We start from the raw sequence: 23771 nt of genomic DNA, 5'->3' as shown, positions 1-23771 counted from the left end.
ATTACCACTGATAGCTTACGAAAATCTTGCCGTTACGCCCGTCCTGCGGAATGCCCTGAGGTGACCAGTACTCTTTGTCAAAGGCGTTGCCCAGCACCAGCGTGGTGGTGACGCCCTTGAGCTGCTCCTGGCCCTTATAGCTGACGTAAAAATCGTTGACCGCATAGCCCGGCTGCTTGCTGTAGCTGCTGCTGACGTGAGTTGAGCGATCGGCAAAGGTGCCGATCCAGCCGACGGAGAAACCGCTTTGCGCCACCGGAACGTCCAGCCTGCTGGTGACGGTGTCCGGGTTGATGCTGGAGATGTACTCCCCGGTATTGGTATCTTTCCCGCGCGTGCGGTTATAGGCCACGTCAAGGTTAAACAGATCGGCCGAATATTTTGCCATTACGTCCCAGCCCCAGATTTTGGCGTCAGGAACGTTGTACGACATGGTGGTCGCCGCGGCGAAGTTGACGGTGGTGGAGATGTAGTCTTTCGCTTTGGTATCGAAATAGCTGGCCTTGAACTCCAGCGCATCGTTGGCGAGCATCAGATCGTCAAAGCGCAGGCCAAAACCAAACTCCTGCGTTTCGTTGGTTTCCGGGCGCAGGTTCGGGTTAGGTACCCAGTAGTTGGTGTAGAACCGGCCGATGGAGAAGTGTTTAGCGTCGTTATACATTTCACCCATGGTCGGCGCGCGGAAGGCCTGCGCGTAAGAGCCGAACAGCATCAGCCAGTCGGTGGGGCTGACGGTTAACCCTGCCCGGGAAGACCACTTATCGGCATTGACGTCATCGTAGCCATCGCTGCTGCCGCGATAGTTGTCATAGCGCGTGCCGCCCAGAAGGGTAACGGGCAGATCGCGCAGGGTGATCTCATCCTGCAGCCAGCCGGAGCTAAAGTCGATTTTCGCCTCCGGGAAGCCGGTCGTGGCACCGCCCGGACGCTGCTCCTGACGATAGTATTCTCCGCCGTAGGTCAGAAGGTGAGACGCAAAGGAGTCGCTGAACAGGCGGGTACGGTTTTCCACCTTGCCGCCTTTGGTGGTCTGCTTGCGGAACTCGCCGGTGCTGTCGATGTTCTGGGCGTTAATGCGCGCTTCAGACCAGTAAACCTTCGCATCGGCGTTCAGCCAGTCGTACCCTTCCGGCGCAATGCGGTAGCCAACCTGCGCATCTCGCTGGATAGTGGAGCGGTCGGTCATCGGGTTGCTGCTGTTGGCATCTGATGTTTGCGGGTTTTTCGGCTCCTGCGCGGCGTTGTTGTAGTAGCGCAGGGCGCCACTCAACGTCTGAGCCGGGTCGATTTTCCAGCTGCCTTTCGCCAGCATGTTATTAATGGATTCGTCGTTCGGCGCCGTTGCACCGTCGCTCTGGCGGATATCGCCGCGGTCGCGGCTGGACCACGACACCAGGCCGTCCAGGGTATCGGTGCGGCCATAGGCGCTGGCCCCCAGACCGAGGCTGTGGTCACCCGTTGCACCGGTACCAAACACGCGATAACCGCTGTTTTTACCCGGCTCCAGCAGATCTTTGGCGTCGACGGTGTCATAGGAAATCACGCCGCCCAGCGCGCCGCTGCCGTAGAGCAGGGCCGACGGGCCGCGCACCACTTCAATACGTTTGATGAGCGCGGGATCGAGGAAGGTGCTGTTCAGGTGGCCGGTATCGGTTCCCTGGCGCACGCCGTCAACCAGTACCAACACGCCGCGACGGTCGTAGCCGCGCAGGTTAACGTCCTGACCGTTGGTGCGGCCGGTGCCGTCAAGCGTCAGGCCGGGGACGTTGCGCAGCAGATCGGCGGCAGAGCTGGCGGTCTGTTTTTCCGGGGCGGTGGCGTCAATCACGCTCACCATCATCGGGGCTTCGAAGGCGCTACGGGCGTTGCCTGTGGCGGTGACGGTTATCTCATCTGCGGCAGCAAACGCGACGCCCGGCAGGGTGCTGACAATCGCCAGCGCCAGAAGGGACGGGCGTAAACGTGCGGTGTGCAGGTGTGGCATAGCAACTCTCCATAAAGTATCGAAAGCGCTGGCTGCCTGGGGATGACCTGGGTGGCTGGCGAAGGTTTTAGTTTATTTTGTGAGGATCAATTTTCCGGCATTCGTCTGGCGCAGCAGGTAGTGCTGGCCGTCATGCTCGATAATCACCCGGCCCTCATCACCCAGCAGAGTTTTGCTGTCGATGCGGCGATCGCCAGGGGCAGGGGACGGTGCTGTGTGTGTTTTTGCTGGCGTTGCCGCGCTGTTATCCGTAGGTGACATCATGTTTATAAATAACAATCAATGTAACAATGATAATCATTATCAATAAACTGCAAATTCACGGCAAGCGTTTTTGTGAAAATTGTGTGACGGGATCAAATTCAGGGGGCGAGGTGCGGCCTGATTCCCTCACCCCAACCCTCTCCCTAAGGGAGAGGGAGAAGGGCGCCACCCGACAATAACATCAGAAGCGAGAATCAACCGCAGCTGCCAGCTTCTCCAGCAGCAGCTCGCTGTCTTCCCAGCTCAGGCACGGATCGGTGATCGACTGGCCGTACACCATCTGCTGGCCGGCAATGATTTTCTGCGTGCCTTCCTTGATGAAGCTTTCGGCCATAATCCCGGCAACGGCGGTCGAGCCGCTGCGGATCTGCTGACAGATCTCATCGCAGACGTCCAGCTGGCGGCGATGCTGCTTCTGGCAGTTGCCGTGGCTGAAATCCACCACCAGGTGTTCCGGCAGGTCGAACTCGGCCAGCGTTTCACAGGCCGCCGCAATATCTTCTGCATGGTAATTGGGCTTCTTCCCGCCGCGCATAATGATATGCCCGTACGGGTTACCGCTGGTCTGGTAGATGGTCATATGACCGCTTTTGTCCGGCGACAGGAACATGTGGCTGGCACGCGAGGCGCGGATCGCATCTACCGCGATACGGGTGTTGCCGTCGGTCCCGTTTTTAAAGCCGACCGGACAGGAGAGGGCAGAGGCCATCTCGCGGTGGATCTGGCTTTCGGTGGTCCGCGCGCCAATCGCGCCCCAGCTGATCAGATCGGCGATAAACTGCCCGGTCACCATATCGAGAAATTCGGTGGCCGTCGGCACGCCCAGCTCGTTGACCTGCAACAGCAGCTTGCGCGCCAGTTCGATGCCGTGGTTCACGCGATAGCTGCCGTTAAGGTCAGGGTCGGAAATCAGCCCTTTCCAGCCCACCACGGTACGCGGTTTTTCAAAGTAGGTGCGCATCACAATCTCAAGGCGATGCTGGTATTTATCCCGCAGCCCCTGAAGGCGTTTTGCATAGTCCATTGCCGCATCCAAATCGTGGATGGAGCAGGGGCCAATCACCACCAGAAGACGCCTGTCTTCACCATTGAGGATTTTTTCAATGCGGCGGCGGGAGGCCGTCACATGTTCCGCGACCGTGGCCGAAACGGGGTGCCGCTCGGCCAGTTCAGCCGGGGTGACCAGGCTGTCTATGCGCGCCGTGCGGAGTTCATCGGTTTTATTCATGACTTGTCTCAGAAAATTTTTGCTTCATCGGCAGACTACCGGGAAGTGATGGGCATCACATTAAACCAATCCCTGCTGATTTCAAGTTCGGGGCGACACCGCCCCGCTGTTGAAATGGATGATACATGAATCCGAGCTAATGTACTAGCTTGTTAGTACATTCGGCGGTTAAGTCCCATGATGTCGAGAATTTTGGTGGCGATTTCTTCAACCGAATAGTTGGTGCTGTTCAGCCACGGGATCTGGTTTTTGCGGTACAGCGCCTCTACTTCGGAAACCTCCATGCGGCACTGGCGCATCGAGGCGTAGCGGCTGTTCTCGCGGCGCTCTTCGCGGATCGCCGCCAGGCGTTCCGGGTTAATCGTCAGGCCGAACAGCTTGTGCTGCAGCGGCTTAAGAGCAGCGGGCAGCACCAGGTTATCCATGTCATCAGCGATAAACGGGTAGTTTGCGGCGCGGATGCCGAACTGCATCGCCAGATAGAGGCTGGTTGGCGTTTTACCGCAGCGCGACACCCCGAGCAAAATCACCTGGGCCTGGTCGAGATTGCGCAGCGAAATCCCGTCGTCGTGCGCCAGGGTGTAGTCGATGGCGGCGATACGCGCATCGTATTTGGTCAGGTTGCCGGGGTTCAGCCCGTGGGTGCGGTGCGCGATAGGCGTCGGGTCAAGCTTCAGTTCGCTCTGGAGCGGAGCCACCAGCGCCTGCACGATATCCTGGCAGAAGCCCTCACTTTGCAGAATGATGTGGCGAATTTCGGGAATCACGATGGAGTAGAACACCAGCGGGCGCACGCCGGTCTGCTGGTAGATGGCATCGATCTGATCCTTCACCGCTTTGGCGCGACTCTCATTTTCCACAAAAGGCAGCGTGATGCTGTTGATCGAAACGGGGAATTGCGACATCACCGCGTGGCCCAGCACCTCGGCGGTGATCGCCGTACCATCAGAAATATAAAAAACGTGACGATCGACAGCATTATCCATTTTACCCACCCTGAATATCATACGTAATTGTCTGAAAGCATAAATTAAAAAAGGTAATTACACAGCAAAGAACTTATCCTAATTATAAATGAAACACTGTTTTTGATTTTCCTGAAAAGCGGATTTCATTTTTCAAATAGCGACTTTATTTTTGGGGTTTCTGGCTGAATATAGAGGAATCATCGGGTTATTGGCTGGTGGGAAACTATCCGAAAAGTTGAAAATTTAAATTGCTTACACGATTCACCGTTTTTTTAGCGCAAATAATTATGCCAGTATAAATACGTAGTCAGGTGTTACTTACTCCGATCAAATATCACAAAAGGATTGTTTCGATGTCCAACAATGGCTCGTCACCGCTGGTGCTTTGGTATAACCAACTCGGCATGAATGATGTAGACAGAGTTGGGGGCAAAAATGCCTCCCTGGGTGAAATGATTACAAATCTGTCCGGTATGGGTGTCTCCGTACCAAACGGGTTTGCCACGACCGCCGACGCGTTTAACCTGTTTTTAGACCAGAGCGGTGTAAACCAGCGCATTTACGACCTGCTGGATAAAACGGATATTGATGACGTCACCGAGCTTGCAAAAGCCGGGGCGCAGATCCGCCAGTGGATCATCGACACACCTTTCCAGCCGGAACTGGAAAAAGCCATCCACGACGCCTACAACCAGCTCTCCGCTGACGATGCGCAGGCTTCCTTTGCCGTGCGTTCTTCCGCAACCGCAGAAGACATGCCGGACGCCTCGTTTGCCGGACAGCAGGAAACTTTCCTGAACGTTCAGGGCTACGATGCCGTGCTGGTGGCGGTGAAGCACGTGTTTGCCTCCCTGTTCAACGACCGTGCCATCTCCTATCGCGTGCACCAGGGCTACGACCATCGCGGCGTGGCGCTCTCCGCGGGCGTGCAGCGTATGGTGCGCTCCGACGTTGGCTCCTCCGGCGTGATGTTCTCCATTGATACCGAATCCGGCTTCGACCAGGTGGTGTTCATCACCTCCGCGTGGGGTCTGGGTGAGATGGTGGTGCAGGGCGCGGTTAACCCTGACGAGTTCTACGTCCACAAGCCTACGCTGGCCGCTGGCCGTCCGGCGGTGGTGCGCCGCACCATGGGCTCGAAAAAAATCCGCATGATCTATGCCCCGACCCAGGAGCACGGTAAGCAGGTTAAGATTGAAGATGTGCCGCAGGAGCAGCGCGACCGCTTCTCCCTGACCGACGCCGAAGTGCAGGAACTGGCGAAGCAGGCGGTGCAGATAGAAAAACACTACGGCCGTCCGATGGATATCGAATGGGCGAAAGACGGGAACACCGGCAAGCTCTTCATCGTGCAGGCGCGCCCGGAAACCGTCCGCTCACGCGGCCAGGTGATGGAGCGTTATACGCTGCACGCGCAGGGTAAAATCGTGGCGGAAGGCCGTGCCATCGGTCACCGCATCGGTGCCGGCCCGGTCAAAGTGATCCACGACATCAGCGAGATGAACCGCATTGAGCCAGGCGACGTGCTGGTGACCGATATGACCGACCCGGACTGGGAACCGATCATGAAGAAAGCCGCGGCCATCGTCACCAACCGCGGCGGTCGTACCTGTCACGCGGCGATCATTGCCCGCGAGCTGGGTATTCCTGCGGTTGTCGGCTGCGGTGATGCCACCGAGCGCATGAAGGACGGGCAGAACGTGACCGTCTCCTGTGCCGAAGGCGATACCGGCTACGTGTATGCCGATATTCTCGACTTCAGCGTGAAGAGCTCCAGCGTGGATACCATGCCGGACCTGCCGCTGAAGATCATGATGAATGTCGGCAACCCGGACCGTGCGTTTGACTTCGCCTGCCTGCCGAACGAAGGCGTTGGCCTGGCGCGTCTGGAGTTCATCATCAACCGTATGATCGGCGTTCACCCGCGCGCGCTGCTGGAGTTTGACGATCAGGATCCGAAGCTGCAGAACGAAATCCGCGAGATGATGAAAGGCTACGACTCGCCGAAAGAGTTCTACGTCGGCCGTCTGACCGAAGGGATCGCCACGCTGGGCGCAGCGTTCTACCCGAAACGCGTGATTGTGCGTCTGTCTGACTTCAAGTCAAACGAATACGCCAACCTGGTGGGCGGCGAGCGCTACGAGCCGGAAGAAGAGAACCCGATGCTGGGCTTCCGCGGCGCCGGACGCTATGTGTCCGACAGCTTCCGTGACTGCTTCGCGCTGGAGTGTGAGGCGGTGAAACGCGTGCGCAACGACATGGGGCTGACCAACGTCGAAATCATGATCCCGTTCGTGCGTACCGTGGATCAGGCGAAAGCGGTGGTGGACGAGCTGGCGCGTCAGGGGCTGAAGCGCGGCGAAAACGGGCTGAAGATCATCATGATGTGCGAGATCCCGTCCAACGCCCTGCTGGCCGAGCAGTTCCTGGAGCACTTCGACGGCTTCTCTATCGGCTCGAACGACATGACGCAGCTGACGCTGGGTCTGGACCGCGACTCCGGCGTGGTTTCCGAACTGTTCGACGAACGCAACGAGGCGGTGAAAGCGCTGCTTTCCATGTCCATCCGTGCGGCGAAGAAGCAGGGTAAATACGTCGGCATTTGTGGTCAGGGTCCATCTGACCATGAAGACTTTGCCGCCTGGCTGATGGAGGAGGGGATCGATAGCCTGTCCCTGAACCCGGACACCGTGGTGCAAACCTGGCTGAGCCTGGCAGAACTGAACAAGTAACGACATCACTATCGGAAAAAGGCGAGGATATTATTCCTCGCCTTTTTTATTTCACCGCTAATTTGCTCCCCATCACAAATAAACTAAAAAACCAAATATCATAATTTGTCTGTTAATTAAGACAATTGTTAGTGCGCAAAGCGTTGCTAATACTTGAGCCTTACTGCGCATTTCCCTTCGGAAGATGCGCAACTGGTTGAAATACGTTTTAACCTGATAAAAAGGCAAATAACAATGACACTTTCCTCTGTATTGCGTACCAAAGATAAAATAGGTTATGGCTTAGGCGATATGGCCAGCGCACTGGTCTGGCAAACGGCCACGTTATTTCTTGCTTATTTCTATACCGACGTTTTCGGTTTACCCGCTGCCATTATGGGCACCATGTTTTTAGTGGTGCGCGTGGTCGATGCGTTTGTCGACCCGTGCATTGGCGCGCTGGTTGACCGCACGCAGACGCGTCACGGCCGTTTCCGTCCCTGGTTGCTGTGGTTTGCTATTCCCTTTGGCGTAAGCTGCCTTATCACCTTCTACGTACCGGACGTCGGGCCGACGGCAAAAATTGTTTATGCCTGCGCGACCTACTCGATTTTAAGCCTGATTTACTCCGCCATTAACGTGCCTTACTGCGCCATGCCGGGGGCGCTGACGCTGGATCCGCGCGAGCGCCACTCCCTGCAGTCCTGGCGTTTTGGCCTGTCGTTTATCGGCGGGCTGATCGTAACGGTTATCGCCTTGCCGCTGGTCTCATTGTTAGGACAGGGCAACGTGCAGAAGGGCTATTTCTACGCCATGAGCCTGATGGGGCTGCTGGGGATTGTGCTGTTTTTCTGCTGTTTCCTGATGACCCGCGAGCGTTATTCCCCACGCAATGATACCTCCGGCTCCATGCTAACCGATTTAAAACTGCTGGCCGGGAACAGCCAGTGGCGTATTGTCTTCCTGTTTAATATTTTGCTGTTAACGGCGGTGGTGACGCGCGGCTCTGCCACCATGTATTACGTCAACTATGTGCTGTTGCGCCCGGAGCTGGTTTTTGCCTTTATTGTTTCCGGCATGGTGGCCTCCTTAAGCGGCGCATTATTATCTGAACGGCTGCTGGGGAAATTTGACCGCGTCCGCGCCTATCAGTGGACGATTATTTCCTTCGTCATCTTCGGCGCGCTGATTTTCTTCCTGCCGCCTTCTCAGGTGTGGCTGATTTTTGGCCTCAACATTGTCTTTAGCTTTGTACAAAACCTCACCACGCCGCTGCAGTGGACCATGTTCTCAGATGTGGTCGACTACGAAGAGCACCGCAGCGGCCGCCGTCTGGACGGGCTGGTCTTCTCCACCGCGCTGTTTGCCATCAAGTTTGGGCTGGCGCTGGGCGGGGCGGTGGTCGGCTGGGTGCTCGGCATGGTGGATTACGCCCCGGGCCAGGCAGCCCAGGCGCCGCACGTGCTCTCCACCATCAACGCGCTGTTCACCCTTATTCCGTGCGCGCTGTTCCTTTGCATGGTGGCGCTGCTTTCCATCTACAAGCTCAACAGCCGGCTGGTGGATTCCATCGCCCGGGAGCTGGCGAGCAAGCGTGAGGTAAGATCCGACGCGGGGCAGCTCAGCCCGGCAACCCCTTCCGCACTACAGGAGTAAAATATGACTGCTATCTATAAGGACGCGGGACGTCCCGTACACGAGCGCGTCGCCGATTTACTGGCGCGCATGACCCCGGAAGAGAAGTTCGCCCAGATGCATGCGTACTGGCTGATCCTCGATGAAAACGGTAACCACCGCGAGCGCAGCGACCTCAGTGATGAGTTCGCCGGCGTGAGCCAGCAGGCTGCACTCAGCGAACGGCTGAAGCTGGGCGTCGGGCAAATTACGCGCCCGCTGGGCACCCACATCGTTGATGCGAAAACCGGCGTGCGCGCCGCTAACCGCCTGCAGCGCATGATGATGGAGGAGACGCGTCTTGGCATTCCGGCATTGTTCCATGAAGAGTGCCTGGTGGGGCTGCTGTGCAAAGACGCCACGCTGTTCCCGTCGTCGCTGAACTACGGTTCTACCTGGGACCCTGAACTGGTGCAGCGCGCGGCAGAGCAGATTGGTAAAGAGGCGCGTTCCGTCGGCTGCCAGCAGGGGCTGGCCCCGGTGCTGGACGTTTCCCGCGACGTGCGCTGGGGGCGAACCGAAGAGACCTTCGGGGAAGATCCCTGGCTGGTGGGGGTGATGGCCACCGCCTATGTGAAAGGCTTACAGGGCGATAAGCGCGATCTGCTGGCGACGCTCAAGCATTACGTGGGCCACTCGTTCAGCGAAGGGGCGCGTAACCACGCCCCGGTTCATCTTGGCTTCAGCGAGCTGAACGACACCTTCCTGCTGCCGTTTGAAATGGCGGTCAAGCTGGCAAACGCCGGTTCGGTCATGCCCGCCTACCACGATATCGATAACCAACCAGGGCACAGCGACAGCTTCCTGCTGACCACCGTCCTGCGCGAACAGTGGGGCTTCGACGGCATTATTGTCGCGGACTACGGCGGCGTCAGCCTGCTGCACCAGCATCACGGGATTTCCCACGACGCAGCGGAGTCCGCCGCGCTGGCCTTTAACGCCGGGCTGGACGTTGAGCTGCCGAAAGACGACTGCGCGAGCCATCTGGCAGATGCCGTTGAGCGTGGATTGATTTCCATGACGAAGGTGGATGAGATCGTAGCGCGTACGCTGACCGAAAAATTCCGTCTCGGCCTGTTTGAGAACCCGTATGCCGATGAAAACGGTATCGATCTGCAAAATGAGATGACCCGAGAGGTCGCGCGGGAGGTAGCGACCAAATCGATCACGCTTCTGGAAAACGACGGCATTCTGCCGCTGAACGGTAAGCCCCGCGTGGCGGTGGTGGGGCCGACGGCAGACGATCCGCTGGCGTTACTCAGCGGCTACAGCTTCCCGGTGCATTTGATCATCAGCGATATGGTTGAGGAAACCTCGCAGGTGACGACCCCGCGCGCGGCGCTGGAGCAGTACCTGGGGGCATCGAACGTGCGCTATGCAAAAGGGTGCCACATTATCGAAAAACGGATGGCGGGCGCGCCGGTCTTCCCCGGCGACAGCGGCGGCAAGCCGATGCAGCAGTCTCCCGTGTCGCAAAGCACGGCACTTATCCCCGAGGCGGTCAACGCCGCGCAGGAGAGTGACGTGGTGGTGGCCTGCGTGGGCGATCTCGCCGGACTGTTCCAGAGTGGCACGGTCGGGGAAGGATCTGATACCGATTCTCTGAATCTGCCCGGCGTGCAGCAACAGCTGCTGGACGCCCTGGTCGCCACCGGCAAACCGGTGATTGTCGTGATGACCGGCGGGCGCCCGTACAACCTTCAGGGGCTGGAGGAGAAGGTTGCCGCGCTGATGATGGCCTGGGCGCCGGGGCAGGAAGGGGGCTGGGCGATTGCCGATGTGCTGACCGGTCGCGCGGAGCCGCAGGGGCGGCTGGTTGTCAGCGTGCCGAAAAGCGCCGGGGCAATGCCGTATTACTACAATCACAAGCTGAAAAGCGGCGGCACGCCGTTTGCGTTCCATTTCGGTGCGCGTTATCCGTTTGGTTTTGGCCTTGGCTGGACGCAGTTTAGCTGGGGCGCTGCCCGCGTCGCTGAAAGCCGCGTGCCGGTCGACGGTGAGGTGACGCTGAGTGTGGATATCACCAATACCGGCGAGCGCAGCGGCAGTGAAGTCGTGCAGGTCTACGTGCGGGACAGGGTCGCTACCCAGGTGCGCCCGCTTCAGGAGCTGAAGGCCTTCCAGCGCGTCACGCTCTCGCCGGGCGAAACCGCCACGCTCACCTTCACGCTGCCGGTTGAGATGTTCAACTTCACCCGTCGTGACGGGAAACGCATTGTTGAGCCTGGCGAGTTTGAACTGCAGATTGGCGCATCGTCGGCGGATATCCGCGAGGTCGTGACGGTCAACGTAACCGGAGAGACGCGGGTTCTGCCTGCTGAATGGCGAATGCTCAGTCGCTGTGACGTGAAGCGCGCGTAGTCAGGATAAAAAAAAGCCCATCGTGGGAGATGGGCAAAGACTACACACAGCAATTCGTTGTTTCACTCAGGGGATTTCCATGCTTATAAACCAAGGTGTTGATTTATAACCGTGAGCTAATAGTAGGCATTGTGTTATTTAGCGTCGATCAGATTCGTCTCAATAGTTAAAGAGACGTAAAGATTTCTTGAGGATAATAGCGGACTTACTGTTGAAATAGCGGGTCTGACCAGTGAGTGATGAATAATTAGTTTAGTAATGCTTAAGTATTGGTGAGGGTAATGTAGACCGGGTGCGCGTTAGCGCCACCCGGCCAAAAGGCTTACTGCGTGTTCTTCTCTTCCAGCTCTTCCAGCTCGCTCAGAATCACGTCCGGGTCGGTTCCCGGCGGCGGCACTTCATGAACCCAGGCGGAGAACAGGCGCCAGGTGACGGCGAGAAGCACCGGGCCAATGAACAGACCGATCATCCCGAAGGCAATCAGCCCGCCGATAACGCCGGAGAGTATCAGGATCAGCGGCAGGTCTGCGCCCATGCGGATGAGGATGGGGCGAATCACGTTATCCATGGTGCCGACCACGCAGCTCCAGACCAGCAGAACCGTCCCCCACGTGGTATCACCCGTCCAGTAAAGCCAGATAATACTCGGAACCAGCACCAGCAGCGGCCCCAGTTGCGCAAGGCAGGTCATCAACATGACCACGGTAAAGACGGTGGCGTACGGTACGCCGGAAATCGCCAGGCCGATACCGCCCAGCACCGCCTGCACCAGCGCCGTCACCACGACGCCCAGGGCGACCGCGCGCACGGCCTGCGCGGCCAGCAGTACCGCGGCATCGCCCCGTTTTCCCGCCAGGCGGGTGGCAAAGTGACGAACGCCTAAAGCCACCTGCTCACCGCGCCAGTATAGAAGGGCGCTAAAGACCAGCATCAGGGTACAGTGCATCATAAAGCGGCCGATATGCGCGGCCTGACCGACAAACCAGGTGGTGGTGGTGCCAATATACGGACGCACTTTCGCCATCAGCGCGCTGCCGCCCATCTCCAGCAGGCTATGCCAGCCGCTGTAGAGTTTAGCGCCCACGACCGGAATGCTGTTCAGCCAGGCAAGATCCGGCAGCGTCAGGTCGCCGCTGGTCACGGCGCGGATCACTGGGCCGCTGGAGTCGACAAGGCTGTTAACCAGCAGGGCAATCGGAATAATAAACAGCAGGAACAGCAGCAGCGTCATGACCAGCACGGCTAAGCCGCGGCGGCCAAACAGCAGCTTCTGCAGGCGTAATAAAAGAGGCCAGGTTGCGACGACAACGGTCGCGGCCCACGCAAAGCCGAGAATAAAGGGTTGAACAATCCACAGACACGCAATAATCATGAGGGCTAAGAACAGCACCGACAGCAGAATTTGCGCAACATCCCTGGGCTGACGAAGATTGACCATAAACGAAACATTTCCTTAAATGAACGCCAGCCGGGCTGGCGGGAACGTAAACCGCATCTCTCTAATCATTAGTGATATCAGCGATTTTTGACAGGCGAATTCTGCCTGTAATTCAGCAGAGATTATAAGAAAAAAATGTGATAAAACTTTTAAGATACACGCAAACGATTCCCACAACTCTAATTAGGGTCGACAGTAATGATCCCACAGATTTCTCAGGCACCTGGCGTCGTTCAGCTGGTGCTTAATTTTTTGCAGGCACTGGAGCAACAGGGTTTTACGGGTGATACCGCCACGAACTATGCCGACAGGCTGACGATGGCAACCGATAACAGTATCTACCAGCTTCTTCCCGATGCCGTCGTTTTCCCTCGATCTACGGCCGACGTGGCACTTATCGCCCGGCTGGCAACGCAGGAGCGCTTTGCCTCTCTGGTCTTCACGCCGCGCGGCGGTGGCACCGGGACCAACGGTCAGGCGCTGAACCAGGGCATCATTATTGATATGTCGCGCTATATGAACCGCATCATTGAGATCAACCCTGAAGAGGGGTGGGTGCGGGTCGAAGCGGGCGTCATCAAAGATCAGCTTAATCAGTATCTCAAGCCTTACGGCTACTTTTTTGCCCCTGAGCTCTCCACCAGCAACCGCGCGACCATTGGTGGAATGATCAATACTGATGCTTCCGGCCAGGGCTCGCTGGTCTACGGTAAAACCTCCGACCACGTGCTGGGCGTGCGTGCGGTGCTGCTGGGCGGCGACATCCTTGATACCCAGCCGATGCCGGTTGAACTGGCGGAAACGCTGGGCAAAGATAACACCGCCAGCGGGCGCATCTACCGCACCGTGCTGGAGCGCTGCCGCGACAACCGCCAGCTTATTCTCGACAAATTCCCCAAACTGAACCGCTTTTTAACGGGCTACGACCTGCGCCACGTGTTTAATGACGACCTGACGCAGTTTGATTTAACCCGCGTGCTGACCGGCTCCGAAGGGACGCTGGCGTTTATTACCGAGGCGCGGCTTGATATCACCCGCCTGCCGAAGGTGCGTCGTCTGGTGAACGTCAAATATGACTCCTTCGACTCCGCGCTGCGCAATGCGCCGTTTATGGTGAAAGCGCAGGCGCTGTCGGTGGAAACCGTCGACTCGAAGGTGCTCAATCTGGCCCGGGAAGATATCGTCTGGCACTCCGTTAGTGACCTCATTACCGACGTGCCGGATAAAGAGATGCTCGGTCTCAATATTGTGGAATTTGCCGGCGATGATGCGGAGCTGATTGAACGCCAGGTCACCACGCTCTGCCAGCGTCTGGATGAGCTGATTGCGCAGGGAGAAGGCGGTGTGATCGGCTGGCAGCTCTGTAACGATCTGGCCGGTATCGAGCGTATTTACGCCATGCGTAAAAAAGCCGTGGGCCTGCTCGGCAATGCGAAAGGGGCGGCGAAGCCCATTCCTTTTGCCGAAGATACCTGCGTGCCGCCTGAACATCTGGCGGATTATATCGTTGAGTTTCGCGCCCTGCTGGACAGCCACGGCCTGAGCTACGGCATGTTCGGCCACGTGGATGCCGGGGTGCTGCACGTGCGTCCGGCGCTGGACATGTGCGACCCGCAGCAGGAGATCCTGATGAAGCAGATCTCCGACGACGTGGTGGCCTTGACCGCCAAATACGGCGGTCTGCTGTGGGGAGAGCACGGGAAAGGGTTCCGCGCGGAATACAGCCCGGCCTTCTTCGGGGAGCAGCTCTACGCGGAGCTGCGTAAGGTGAAAGCGGCATTTGACCCGGATAACCGCCTTAACCCGGGGAAAATCTGCCCGCCAGAAGGCGTGGACGCGCCAATGCTCCAGGTGGATGCCGTCAAGCGCGGCACCTACGACAGACAGATTCCGATTGCGGTGCGCTCGTCCTGGCGCGGCGCGATGGAGTGTAACGGCAACGGCCTGTGCTTTAACTTCGACGCGAAAAGCCCGATGTGCCCGTCAATGAAAATCACCAGCAACCGTATTCACTCGCCGAAAGGGCGGGCGACGCTGGTACGCGAGTGGCTGCGTCTGCTTGCGGATCGCGGCGTCGATCCCCTGAAGCTGGAGCAGGAGCTGCCGGAAAAACGGGCCAGCCTGCGCTCGCTGATTGAGCGCACCCGCAACAGCTGGCATGCCAACAAGGGCGAATATGATTTCTCCCATGAGGTGAAAGAGGCGATGTCCGGCTGCCTGGCCTGTAAAGCCTGCTCTACCCAGTGCCCGATTAAAATCGACGTGCCGGAATTCCGCTCGCGCTTCCTGCAGCTTTACCACACCCGCTACCTGCGCCCGGTGCGCGACCATCTGGTGGCGACGGTGGAAAGCTACGCGCCGCTGATGGCGCGCGCGCCGAAGACCTTCAACTTCTTTATCAACCAGCCGCTGGTGCGCAAGCTTTCCGAAAAACACATCGGCATGGTCGATCTGCCGCCGCTGTCGGTGCCGTCTCTGCAGCGCCAGCTCGTCGGCCATCGCTCGGCAAACATGACCCTGGAGCAGCTCGAAGCGCTTACCCCTGAGCAAAAAGCGAACGTGGTGCTGGTGGTCCAGGATCCGTTTACCAGTTACTACGATGCCCAGGTCGTGGCCGATTTCGTCCGTCTGGCGGAGAAAGTGGGTTACCAGCCGGTTGTGCTGCCGTTCTCGCCTAACGGCAAGGCGCAGCACATCAAGGGTTTCCTGAACCGATTTGCGAAGACAGCGCAGAAAACGTCTGACTTCCTGAATCGCGTGGCGCAACTCGGAATACCGATGGTCGGCGTCGATCCGGCGCTGGTGCTTTGCTATCGCGATGAATACAAACAGACGCTGGGTGAGAAGCGGGGCGATTTCCACGTCATGCTGGTGCACGAGTGGCTGCCGTCGGCCCTGGAAGAGAAGACCGTTCAGGAGGCTGGCGGTGAACCGTGGTATCTGTTCGGCCACTGTACCGAAGTGACGGCGCTGCCGGGGGCCCCGGCGCAGTGGGCCGCTATTTTTGCGCGTTTCGGCGCGAAGCTGGAGAGCGTCAGCGTGGGCTGCTGCGGGATGGCCGGCACCTACGGCCACGAAGTGAAAAATCACGCCAACTCGCTCGGCATCTATGAGTTGTCCTGGCATCAGGCGATGCAGCGTTTACCGCGCAACCGCTGCCTGGCGACGGGCTACTCCTGCCGCAGCCAGGTCAAACGGGTAGAGGGTAACGGCGTACGCCACCCATTGCAGGCTTTACTGGAGATAATTGGATGATCTGGAAACGTGCCGTGACGCTGCAGGCGCTGAACGCCATGGGCGAAGGGAATATGGTGGGGCTGCTGGATATCCAGTTCACCCGCATCGGGGAAGACGATCTGGAGGCGACGATGCCTGTCGATAGTCGCACCCACCAGCCGTTTGGTCTGTTGCACGGCGGGGCCTCCGTCGTGCTGGCGGAAACCCTGGGCTCTGTCGCGGGGTATCTCTGCACCGAAGGCGAGCAGAAGGTGGTCGGGCTTGAGGTGAATGCTAACCATATTCGCTCGGTGCGTAGCGGACGCGTGCGCGGTATTTGCCGCGCGCTGCACGCCGGTAGCCGCCACCAGGTGTGGCAGATTGATATTCTCGATGAGCAGGATCGCCTGTGCTGCTCGTCGCGGCTGACGACGGCGGTCGTGTAAAGTTTTCAGATGAATTGGCTTTGGTCAAAAACTAGCCAGGATGTTGTGATATACTGGTCAGGATTTGTACATAAGCGAGGACATCATGGATACTGAAATAACCCCAACACAGCTGGCAATTGAATATTTACGTCGCGATAAGAGCAACCTGTCTCCGGCGCAGTACCTGAAAAAGCTGAAACAGCTTGAGCTGGAGTTCACGGACTTGCTGGCGCTCTCTTCGAATGAGCTGAAAGAAGAGATCTACTTTGCCTGGCGGTTGGGCGTTCACGTCCATTGAGCGAGTGTTGTTGAAAAGGCCGCGACTGCGGCCTTTTTTGTGCCCCGAATTCAGTATCGGGCAGGAAGCTTGTTGATCCTGATGAGTCGGCCTTCTTCGATTTCGATAAATCCGCCGGTTTTTAAATCCGCCAGAATACGCATTACGCCGCTGCGGGAGAGCTGGGTTTTCTCCCGAATATACCTTTCCGCCGTCACGCTGCTGCGATAGCTCTCATCTTCCTCCATCAGCTTTATCAGCTGCTGGCGAATCATCTCATACGCCGTCGGGGCGCCCTGCGGCATTACATTGTTATAAAGACGGCTATACACAAACATGAGTTGCTTCGAGAGTAGTCCCCACAGCGCCTTATCTTTAATAATCTCATTCACCCGCGCGGTGGTGAGCGTGCCAATCAGGCACGGGCTAACCGTCTTGATATAATCATTAAAATAGATATCGGTGAGGTTAGCGAGGCCGAACACGGCGGGGCTGCGGGCCGTAGACAGCATCATGTCATCGCTTCTTCTGTAGATGGCGACCGTTCCCTCAAGAATTAAATAGCAGATTCCCTGACCGTTGATCTGGAGGTCAAGCCGCTCGCCGCGAGCGGTGCGTCGCGTTGTGCAATCAGGCAGTAAGTGTGAAATAAGCTCTTGTGCGTAAGGTGAGCCGCGGTGAGACGTTTCTGGAAGGGACATGGTAGCCGGTAACCTTAAGAATAACCTGGCTAATTATAGCGTCTCTCGCTGATACAGGCACGGTGGCAATCAATATTTGCGTGGCAGATGGTGAATTTCACGCAGCACACCGCGCTCCATGGTGATGTACTTGCCGGTCCGAAGTTCCGACAGGATACGCATAATTCCGCTACGTGAAAGATACGTCCGGCTTTTGATGTAGGCTGCCGCCGTCGTATTGTGCCGTATGGCGTCCGGCTCCTGCATCAGCTCAACAAGCTGGAACCGGATGATATCGTAGGCAGACATTTGCGATATTTGCGCGCAATGTTCGTATACCCGCGAGGCGGTATAAATAAGCAGCTTTGAAAAGTGCTCCCATAAATCATGCTGCGACACAATCTGGTTAAAGCTTTCCAGGGGCACGCGGGCGATTTCCGCGGTTTCCAGCGCCCTGACGTAAAGATGCTCAGAAGAGAATTGACTGCTCACGCCCAGAATAAAAGGCGCTGACTCAGAGTTTAATACAATACCGTCACCGCGGCGATGAAGCGCCACGCTGCCCTGGATAAGCAAAAAGCACTGCCGAACATCATCTTTATAATAATGAACCGTTTCACCCCGGGCGATGATCATTCTCTTCGCTGCCGGGACCACATGGTTAATCAGCGTGTCTATATGGAATAACGGTTTTAAATCCAGAGCGGATGACGGCTGATTATTCAGCGGGGTGGTTAAACGTGTATTCATAAGATACCTCACATCGACTGCTTGTGTGATCATTTTTTGATCTGCGAAGAGAATTATCTTAAAAATTAATAACTCAGGGAACATTCTGCAGAGGTCTAAAAGTAGACTGGGGAGTTTTTTCTATCTAACCCCTTGAAAAACAAGAGGAATTTATTTAAGTCTATTAATAGACCTGAAGCAACACGTGATAAGAATTTTCAAAAAATGAATGTTTCTTTTTTGTTAAATCTGAGTCTACAGCTAGACCATATAACCGTTGTCCTTGTGAAAAGAATTATATAAATTTTAACCAAGCAGTAAGAAAAGGCTTAAGCCATTTATTGGAGAATAAAAATCCCCAGGATTTTTATCGGCCCTCTACTGCATGAATCTCAGTAATAAATAAAGTGATACAGGGTAGAGCATTATGAAAAAGCAATTAATGATGGCAATGTTTGCAGCCAGTTCTGTACTGACCATGACAAATGCATTCGCAGCGGCAGGTACCGTTAATTTTAACGGTAATATTCTTGATTCTGCCTGCGATGTTGATGTGGCTTCGCAGAACCAGGTGGTGGTGCTGGGCGATTATAATAAAACGGAATTCCCGGTTACGGGTTCCAGAACGGCTGCAACACGATTTGATATTGTACTGAAAAACTGTCCGGTTACGGTTACCAGCGCAAAAGTCCGTTTCGACGGCACGCCGGATCCAACCAATGCCAACCTGCTGGCAATTGATTCGTCGGTGGCAGGGGCGGCAACAGGGGTGGCGATTAACCTGATGTCAGCGGATAAGGCCGATCTGCCGTTACACAGCAGCAATAATTATTCCTATGTGCTCAGTAGTACAACGGATAATACGCTGAATTTTTACGCGCAGTATATTTCCACTGAAGCAACGGTAACCGCCGGTCCTGCAAATTCCGTGGCTAATTTCTCCGTTGTCTATAACTGATTTTTCTTGACGGAAACCATTGGGGGGCCGTCTGTTGGCCCCTTTGTTATTGAGGTATAAAATGTATTTTCTGAGTAAAACTTTACTTGCCTGCGTGTTTCTTTCAGTCGGTATTTCTCAAGCCACTGCGGGTGTGGTCATTGGCGGGACGCGCGTTATTTATGATGGCAATAAAAAAGAGTCTTCTATTAGCGTCACTAACCCCGACACGGCACCGTATTTAATTCAGTCGTGGGTAGAGTCGCAAAACGGAAGTGCTGAGAAAACACCTTTTATTATCACGCCACCACTCTACCGCCTGGATAAAGGCCAGCAGAACGTGGAACGTATTGTATTAGCAGGTTCGGTTGCCCAGGATAAAGAGTCGCTCTACTGGCTAAATATTAAGTCTATTCCTGCGGCATCGCGAAAAGACAATACGCTGCAAATTGCGGTAAAAACCCGCATTAAATTGATCTATCGTCCAGCAGCCCTGAAAGGGGTCATTCCTGAAGAGCTGGCAGATAAATTAACCTGGCAGCGTAGCGGGAATCAGATTCAGGTCACTAACCCAACTAACGTGGTAATGAATTTCAATGAAATCCGCGTGAATGGTAAAAAGCTCGAGGATGTAACTTATGTACTTCCCGGGGCTAGCGCACGGTTTGATTTGCCGAAAGGTATTACCGGCGGTTCGGTAACGTTCAAGTTAATTAATGATTACGGTGGTACCGGAAATGTGCATAACGCCACTCTGTAATTCGTATTGTGCCAGAGGCTCCCTTTATTCTCGGTATGGAGTAACGTCGTGATTAGCCATAATAAGCAGGCTGTTTTATTTAATCCGGCACTGTTAATCGCTGTCGTACTCGGTTCGGTTACCGAGACCGCTTATGCAGGTGAGTATTTTAACCCTGAGCTGATTGAACTGGACAACCCTGGCATGAAAGGCGCCGATCTTTCGGCGTTTGAATCCGGTTCGCAGCTGCCCGGCACCTATCGCGTTGATGTGCTCATCGGCGGGCAGGTTGTTGACACGCGCGAGATCAGATTTGACGCGGTAAAAAACGCGGAAGGTGAGACGTCCTTGCAGCCCTGCCTGAGCGTGGCGCAGCTGAAAAGCTGGGGGGTAAAAACCGAGCTATTCCCTGACCTGAATTCAGGCGGCGAATGTGCGAAGCTCTCGGCGATCCCGCAGGCGTCAACCGCGTTTATTTTCAGTGCCCAGCACCTTGAGATTACGATTCCACAGGCGGCGCTGTCACCGCAGGCTCGCGGATATGTGCCGCCAGAAATGTGGGACGAGGGGATCACCGCCGCGCTGCTCAACTACAGTCTGAGCGGCTCAAACAGCTGGGGACGTGACGGCAACAGCAGTAACACGAACAGCCAGTACGCCAACCTGCGTCCGGGCATTAACGTCGGTCCATGGCGGATCCGCAACTATTCCACCTGGAGCCGCGACGGCAGCGGTAAAGACAAATGGGACACGGTCTACACCTACGTACAGCGGGCGATCGTTCCGCTGAAGGCTCAGCTCACGACCGGCGACAGTGCCTCTCCGGCTGACGTATTTGACAGTATTCCATTCCGGGGGGCGCAGCTGGCCTCTGACGATGACATGATGCCGGACTCGTTGAAAGGCTATGCTCCGGTGGTGCGCGGTATTGCCCGCACCAATGCACAGGTCATCATTCGTCAAAATGGCTACCAGATTGCTCAGAGCGATGTGGCGCCGGGGGCGTTTGAAATTACGGATATATACCCCACTGGCGGCGCGGGTGACCTCGACGTTACCGTGAAAGAGAGCGACGGCAGCGAGCAGCACTTCACCGTGGCCTTTGCTTCACTGCCGGTATTACAGCGTGAAGGGCGTTTTAAGTATGCGGTAACCGCAGGCCAGTACCGATCGTATAGCAGCGAAGTTGATAAAACCCCGTTCGCACAGTTGACCGGGATCTACGGCCTGCCGCATGGCCTGACGCTCTACGGCGGTTTCCAGGAATCGAGCAAGTATCAGTCTCTGGCAGCAGGGATCGGTAAAAACATGGGCGACTTTGGCGCCTTCTCGACGGATGTTACTCAGGCGTGGTCAACCCCACAAAATCTGCCGGGAAGTAGCGGTCAGTCCTGGCGCATTCGCTACAGCAAGAACTTTGTTGAGACGGGAACCAACTTCGCCATCGCGGGCTACCGCTATTCAACCAGCGGCTACTACGGAATGCAGGAAGTGCTGGATTCCTATGGCGACAGCAGCGCGCTGCAGAACCGCCGTCGTAACCGGGCCGAGCTGACGATGAGCCAGAACATCGGTCAGAACCAGGGATCGCTCATGCTCAGCGCCGTTCGTGAAGATTACTGGAATTCAGGCAGGACCACAGCGTCTTACAGCGCCGGGTACAACAACGCCTGGAAAAGCGTGAGCTATGGGATCACCTATACCTACAGTGAAAACGGCAGTACTGACGGCAACAGTGGTTCATCCCGCAACGGTAAGGATCAGCAGATTGCACTGAACGTTAGCGTGCCATTAGAGGCCTTCTTGCCGCGTACCTGGGCTAATTACAGCATGAACGCCAGCAAGAACAACGGCACGACGCACAGCGTCGGCCTTAACGGCACCGCGCTGGAAAACAACGCGCTCAGTTGGAACGTACAGCAAGGTTACGGAACGGATTCCGTGGGATATACCGGCAATGCCAGCGCTGATTTTAAAGGCACGTATGGTGAAGTCTATGCGGGGTACGGTTACGACAAGGGCAGCGATCGTCTGAACTATGGATTGCAGGGGGGGATCCTTGCCCACGCCGACGGGGTGACTTTCTCGCAGCCACTGGGTGAAACCAACGTGCTGATAAAAGCACCCGGCGCGAAAGGGGTGAGTATCCAGAATCAGAGCGGCGCAAAAACCGACTGGCGTGGCTACACCGCGGTGAGCAATTTAATGCCGTATCGCAAGAACGACGTGGCGCTGATGACCGATACGCTACCGGATGATGTGGAGCTGGAGTTAACCAATAAGACGGTGATACCAACCCGCGGTGCGGTGGTCAGGGCGGATTATGTGGCAAATGTCGGCATGCGGGTATTGATGACGCTTCAATATCGTAATGGCCAGCCGGTCCCGTTTGGCGCTATCGCCACTGTCAAAGGGCAGAGCGGGAACAGTTTTATTGTTGGGGATAAAGGCCAGGTTTATTTGACCGGCTTGAGTCCGAACGGAACGTTATGGGTTAAATGGGGTAGTGATAATTCAGAACAATGTCAGGTCAACTATGCGATTACTGAAAAAGACAGGTCAAACAGTATCCCTGCCGTTGTTTATGATTGTCGTTGAGGAAGCGTTATGTATTTAGTAAATAAATATCGGCCGTATGCGCAATTCATTTTTCTGGCGCTGTTATGGTTATGCTCACTACATGCTGAAGCCGACTGTACGTATGGGGGAAGTGGATTTAACCCGGCACAACCGTTTAACATACAGCAGCCCGCCGTAACGGTTCAGCGTGATGCTCCCGTTGGCACAGTGATAAGTAGCTTCATTACCAATGGCAGCGGTGATATTGATCTCTGTGTCGGTTCGGGAACTATTACGTATGAAATGAGTATGTTCAGTACGCCGTCATCCATCACTCATTATTATAATACAAACGTGCCGGGCGTCGGTATTGCGTTAAGATTTGCTTCTGCAAGCTGGTATTTTTCCAACGTCAGGCAGTATGTAGACTCAACACCGACAAAAACGGTTGTGTATCCTCTGGAGGTGACGTTAATAAAGACGGGGGATATTACGTCAGGCGTGATCGGCTCTGGATTACTGGCAACGGCTCATGGTGACGATAACATTCAGTCGTTAACGGTTAACTATATTGGCAATAAAGTGACACAGTTAGCATGCGCAATAACAACGCCTAATTTAAGTTTTCCTATCGGTGATATATCGGCATCGGCTTTTGGCAATACTGTCGGCACCATTCCTTCTGGTGCTCAAAGCACACAGAATCTGGGCCTTGATTGCGATGCCGATGCGAATATTAACGTCATGCTGCAGGGGATGCAAAACCCGGACGTCAGCACTGACAGTGTATTAGCCTTGACTGGGCAAGGGAACGCGGACGTGGCGAAAGGTGTCGGCGTGCAATTGCTATATAATGGGGCGCCTTTAGCGTTAAATAACCGAATTGTTTTGAAACAATCCGCAGGTGGCCAGGAAACGTTCCCGATAACCGCCCGTTATTATCAGACTCAGGCGAGTGTTTCAACAGGCAAGGCCAACGCATCAGCCACCCTTGACTTAACGTATCAGTAATGGATAACGCGATGAATATTTTGCGCGCGGCAGCGCTTGCCGCCACGTTAATAAGCTGCAATACCTTTGCAGGGGACGCTGTTAACGTCAGCGTTACCGGAAATATTATTGCCTCGCCCTGCATATTTAACGGAGGGAATGACAATATGGATATTAACCTCGGTAATATTCAGGCATCAAACATGTCTACGCCGGGGTCATCTTCCGATCCTGTGCCGTTTAACCTGATGTTTACCCAGTGTCCGGCTGGCACTAGCAGCGTAACGGTCTCATTTACCGGTAACCCCGATCCCGTCGCGGGGGCGGATTACTACATGAACAGCGGTTCTGCCACTAATGTCGCGATAGCGATGAGTGAGGCGGCAACCGGTGCGTTAAAGGGGACGGGGACAAGCATTACGCAGACGATCGCAGCAGACAGAACCGCAACGATGGCCATGCAGGCCGCGGTGACATCCTTTACCGGCGGGGCGACGCCGGGGAACATCAGCGCCGTTGTTGTCATGACGATGCAGTACAACTGATCGCTACGTGGAGATAATGGTGATGATTGACTGCTGGCGGTAA

The 23771-nt window shown here is 55.9% G+C and carries 18 protein-coding genes and 1 other RNA gene; 11 read left to right on the top strand and 8 right to left on the bottom strand.

Annotation, left to right across the window (positions count from 1 at the left end):
• Position 1: 1 nt before the first annotated feature.
• From URZ40_RS09335 to ppsR, 4 genes are all read right to left on the bottom strand, one after another.
• Positions 2–1984 (bottom strand): TonB-dependent hemoglobin/transferrin/lactoferrin family receptor, encoded by a 1983-nt coding sequence (locus URZ40_RS09335; protein ID WP_320720420.1) that lies wholly within the window; start codon positions 1982–1984, stop codon positions 2–4.
• A gap of 72 nt (positions 1985–2056) precedes the next feature.
• Complete coding sequence (hemP, locus tag URZ40_RS09330) at positions 2057–2245, bottom strand: hemin uptake protein HemP (RefSeq protein ID WP_166712687.1); 189 nt, start codon at positions 2243–2245, stop codon at positions 2057–2059.
• A gap of 184 nt (positions 2246–2429) precedes the next feature.
• Complete coding sequence (gene aroH / locus URZ40_RS09325) at positions 2430–3476, bottom strand: 3-deoxy-7-phosphoheptulonate synthase AroH (RefSeq protein WP_166710847.1); 1047 nt, start codon at positions 3474–3476, stop codon at positions 2430–2432.
• Positions 3477–3628: 152 nt separating this feature from the next.
• Entirely contained in the window at positions 3629–4462 is an 834-nt protein-coding gene (gene ppsR, locus URZ40_RS09320) for a posphoenolpyruvate synthetase regulatory kinase/phosphorylase PpsR (RefSeq protein WP_014883510.1), read from the bottom strand.
• Between the two features lie 335 nt (positions 4463–4797).
• Between ppsR and ppsA the strand changes: the two genes are divergently transcribed.
• The 3 genes from ppsA to URZ40_RS09305 all read left to right on the top strand — a co-directional run bounded on the left by ppsA (position 4798) and on the right by URZ40_RS09305 (position 11190).
• On the top strand, positions 4798–7176 hold the full coding sequence (gene ppsA, locus URZ40_RS09315; RefSeq protein WP_023311316.1) for a phosphoenolpyruvate synthase: 2379 nt from the start codon (positions 4798–4800) through the stop codon (positions 7174–7176).
• Positions 7177–7410: 234 nt separating this feature from the next.
• Positions 7411–8811 (top strand): MFS transporter, encoded by a 1401-nt coding sequence (locus URZ40_RS09310; RefSeq protein ID WP_320720418.1) that lies wholly within the window; start codon positions 7411–7413, stop codon positions 8809–8811.
• A 3-nt stretch (positions 8812–8814) separates the two neighbouring features.
• Positions 8815–11190, top strand: coding sequence for a glycoside hydrolase family 3 N-terminal domain-containing protein (locus tag URZ40_RS09305; protein WP_320720417.1), 2376 nt, complete (start codon positions 8815–8817; stop codon positions 11188–11190).
• Between the two features lie 5 nt (positions 11191–11195).
• Here URZ40_RS09305 and rprA read toward each other — a convergent pair.
• Both rprA and ydiK read right to left on the bottom strand, forming a co-directional pair.
• Positions 11196–11303: antisense sRNA RprA (gene rprA / locus URZ40_RS09300), an RNA gene on the bottom strand.
• Between the two features lie 209 nt (positions 11304–11512).
• Complete coding sequence (gene ydiK / locus URZ40_RS09295) at positions 11513–12628, bottom strand: AI-2E family transporter YdiK (protein WP_116340471.1); 1116 nt, start codon at positions 12626–12628, stop codon at positions 11513–11515.
• Positions 12629–12826: 198 nt separating this feature from the next.
• Between ydiK and URZ40_RS09290 the strand changes: the two genes are divergently transcribed.
• The 3 genes from URZ40_RS09290 (at position 12827) to URZ40_RS09280 (ending at position 16570) form a co-directional block, all read left to right on the top strand.
• The gene (locus URZ40_RS09290; RefSeq protein WP_166710851.1) at positions 12827–15883 is read left to right on the top strand and encodes an FAD-binding and (Fe-S)-binding domain-containing protein; all 3057 of its coding nucleotides are present in this window, start codon (positions 12827–12829) and stop codon (positions 15881–15883) included.
• Positions 15880–16290, top strand: a complete 411-nt coding sequence (menI, locus tag URZ40_RS09285; RefSeq protein ID WP_028012841.1) for a 1,4-dihydroxy-2-naphthoyl-CoA hydrolase — start codon at positions 15880–15882, stop codon at positions 16288–16290. The genes URZ40_RS09290 and menI overlap by 4 nt, the downstream gene beginning before the upstream one ends.
• Before the next feature lie 85 nt (positions 16291–16375).
• The gene (locus tag URZ40_RS09280; protein ID WP_003857766.1) at positions 16376–16570 is read left to right on the top strand and encodes a YdiH family protein; all 195 of its coding nucleotides are present in this window, start codon (positions 16376–16378) and stop codon (positions 16568–16570) included.
• Positions 16571–16620: 50 nt separating this feature from the next.
• Here the strand turns inward: URZ40_RS09280 and URZ40_RS09275 are convergent, their stop codons facing one another.
• Both URZ40_RS09275 and URZ40_RS09270 read right to left on the bottom strand, forming a co-directional pair.
• Complete coding sequence (locus URZ40_RS09275) at positions 16621–17250, bottom strand: helix-turn-helix domain-containing protein (protein ID WP_316378959.1); 630 nt, start codon at positions 17248–17250, stop codon at positions 16621–16623.
• A 69-nt stretch (positions 17251–17319) separates the two neighbouring features.
• Positions 17320–17979 (bottom strand): helix-turn-helix domain-containing protein, encoded by a 660-nt coding sequence (locus URZ40_RS09270; RefSeq protein WP_116340465.1) that lies wholly within the window; start codon positions 17977–17979, stop codon positions 17320–17322.
• Between the two features lie 406 nt (positions 17980–18385).
• Between URZ40_RS09270 and URZ40_RS09265 the strand changes: the two genes are divergently transcribed.
• The 5 genes from URZ40_RS09265 to URZ40_RS09245 all read left to right on the top strand — a co-directional run bounded on the left by URZ40_RS09265 (position 18386) and on the right by URZ40_RS09245 (position 23728).
• Positions 18386–18916: a fimbrial protein gene (locus URZ40_RS09265; protein WP_163328973.1), complete on the top strand. Its 531-nt coding sequence runs from the start codon at positions 18386–18388 to the stop codon at positions 18914–18916.
• A gap of 61 nt (positions 18917–18977) precedes the next feature.
• A complete protein-coding gene (locus tag URZ40_RS09260; RefSeq protein ID WP_316378960.1) occupies positions 18978–19655 on the top strand; it encodes a molecular chaperone in 678 nt (225 codons plus the stop codon).
• Between the two features lie 51 nt (positions 19656–19706).
• Positions 19707–22232 carry a fimbria/pilus outer membrane usher protein gene (locus URZ40_RS09255; RefSeq protein ID WP_320720445.1) on the top strand — a complete coding sequence of 842 codons (2526 nt, stop codon included), beginning with the start codon at positions 19707–19709 and terminating at the stop codon, positions 22230–22232.
• A 9-nt stretch (positions 22233–22241) separates the two neighbouring features.
• Positions 22242–23204, top strand: coding sequence for a fimbrial protein (locus URZ40_RS09250; RefSeq protein ID WP_320720414.1), 963 nt, complete (start codon positions 22242–22244; stop codon positions 23202–23204).
• 11 nt (positions 23205–23215) lie between these two features.
• Complete coding sequence (locus tag URZ40_RS09245; protein ID WP_320720413.1) at positions 23216–23728, top strand: fimbrial protein; 513 nt, start codon at positions 23216–23218, stop codon at positions 23726–23728.
• The last annotated feature ends 43 nt before the right edge of the window (positions 23729–23771 follow it).

Origin of the sequence: Enterobacter sp. 296B2 (assembly GCF_034106185.1) — a bacterium.
Taxonomy (GTDB): domain Bacteria; phylum Pseudomonadota; class Gammaproteobacteria; order Enterobacterales; family Enterobacteriaceae; genus Enterobacter; species Enterobacter cloacae_N.
This window is presented reverse-complemented; position numbering and strand designations above follow the sequence as displayed.

Bases quoted from the DNA above. Each gene is read 5' to 3' on its own strand.
- URZ40_RS09335 (WP_320720420.1), bottom strand. From the start codon at position 1,984: ATGCCACACCTGCACACCGCACGTTTACGCCCGTCCCTTCTGGCGCTG.
- hemP (WP_166712687.1), bottom strand. From the start codon at position 2,245: ATGTCACCTACGGATAACAGCGCGGCAACGCCAGCAAAAACACACACA.
- aroH (WP_166710847.1), bottom strand. From the start codon at position 3,476: ATGAATAAAACCGATGAACTCCGCACGGCGCGCATAGACAGCCTGGTC.
- ppsR (WP_014883510.1), bottom strand. From the start codon at position 4,462: ATGGATAATGCTGTCGATCGTCACGTTTTTTATATTTCTGATGGTACG.
- ppsA (WP_023311316.1), top strand. From the start codon at position 4,798: ATGTCCAACAATGGCTCGTCACCGCTGGTGCTTTGGTATAACCAACTC.
- URZ40_RS09310 (WP_320720418.1), top strand. From the start codon at position 7,411: ATGACACTTTCCTCTGTATTGCGTACCAAAGATAAAATAGGTTATGGC.
- URZ40_RS09305 (WP_320720417.1), top strand. From the start codon at position 8,815: ATGACTGCTATCTATAAGGACGCGGGACGTCCCGTACACGAGCGCGTC.
- ydiK (WP_116340471.1), bottom strand. From the start codon at position 12,628: ATGGTCAATCTTCGTCAGCCCAGGGATGTTGCGCAAATTCTGCTGTCG.
- URZ40_RS09290 (WP_166710851.1), top strand. From the start codon at position 12,827: ATGATCCCACAGATTTCTCAGGCACCTGGCGTCGTTCAGCTGGTGCTT.
- menI (WP_028012841.1), top strand. From the start codon at position 15,880: ATGATCTGGAAACGTGCCGTGACGCTGCAGGCGCTGAACGCCATGGGC.
- URZ40_RS09280 (WP_003857766.1), top strand. From the start codon at position 16,376: ATGGATACTGAAATAACCCCAACACAGCTGGCAATTGAATATTTACGT.
- URZ40_RS09275 (WP_316378959.1), bottom strand. From the start codon at position 17,250: ATGTCCCTTCCAGAAACGTCTCACCGCGGCTCACCTTACGCACAAGAG.
- URZ40_RS09270 (WP_116340465.1), bottom strand. From the start codon at position 17,979: ATGAATACACGTTTAACCACCCCGCTGAATAATCAGCCGTCATCCGCT.
- URZ40_RS09265 (WP_163328973.1), top strand. From the start codon at position 18,386: ATGAAAAAGCAATTAATGATGGCAATGTTTGCAGCCAGTTCTGTACTG.
- URZ40_RS09260 (WP_316378960.1), top strand. From the start codon at position 18,978: ATGTATTTTCTGAGTAAAACTTTACTTGCCTGCGTGTTTCTTTCAGTC.
- URZ40_RS09250 (WP_320720414.1), top strand. From the start codon at position 22,242: ATGTATTTAGTAAATAAATATCGGCCGTATGCGCAATTCATTTTTCTG.
- URZ40_RS09245 (WP_320720413.1), top strand. From the start codon at position 23,216: ATGAATATTTTGCGCGCGGCAGCGCTTGCCGCCACGTTAATAAGCTGC.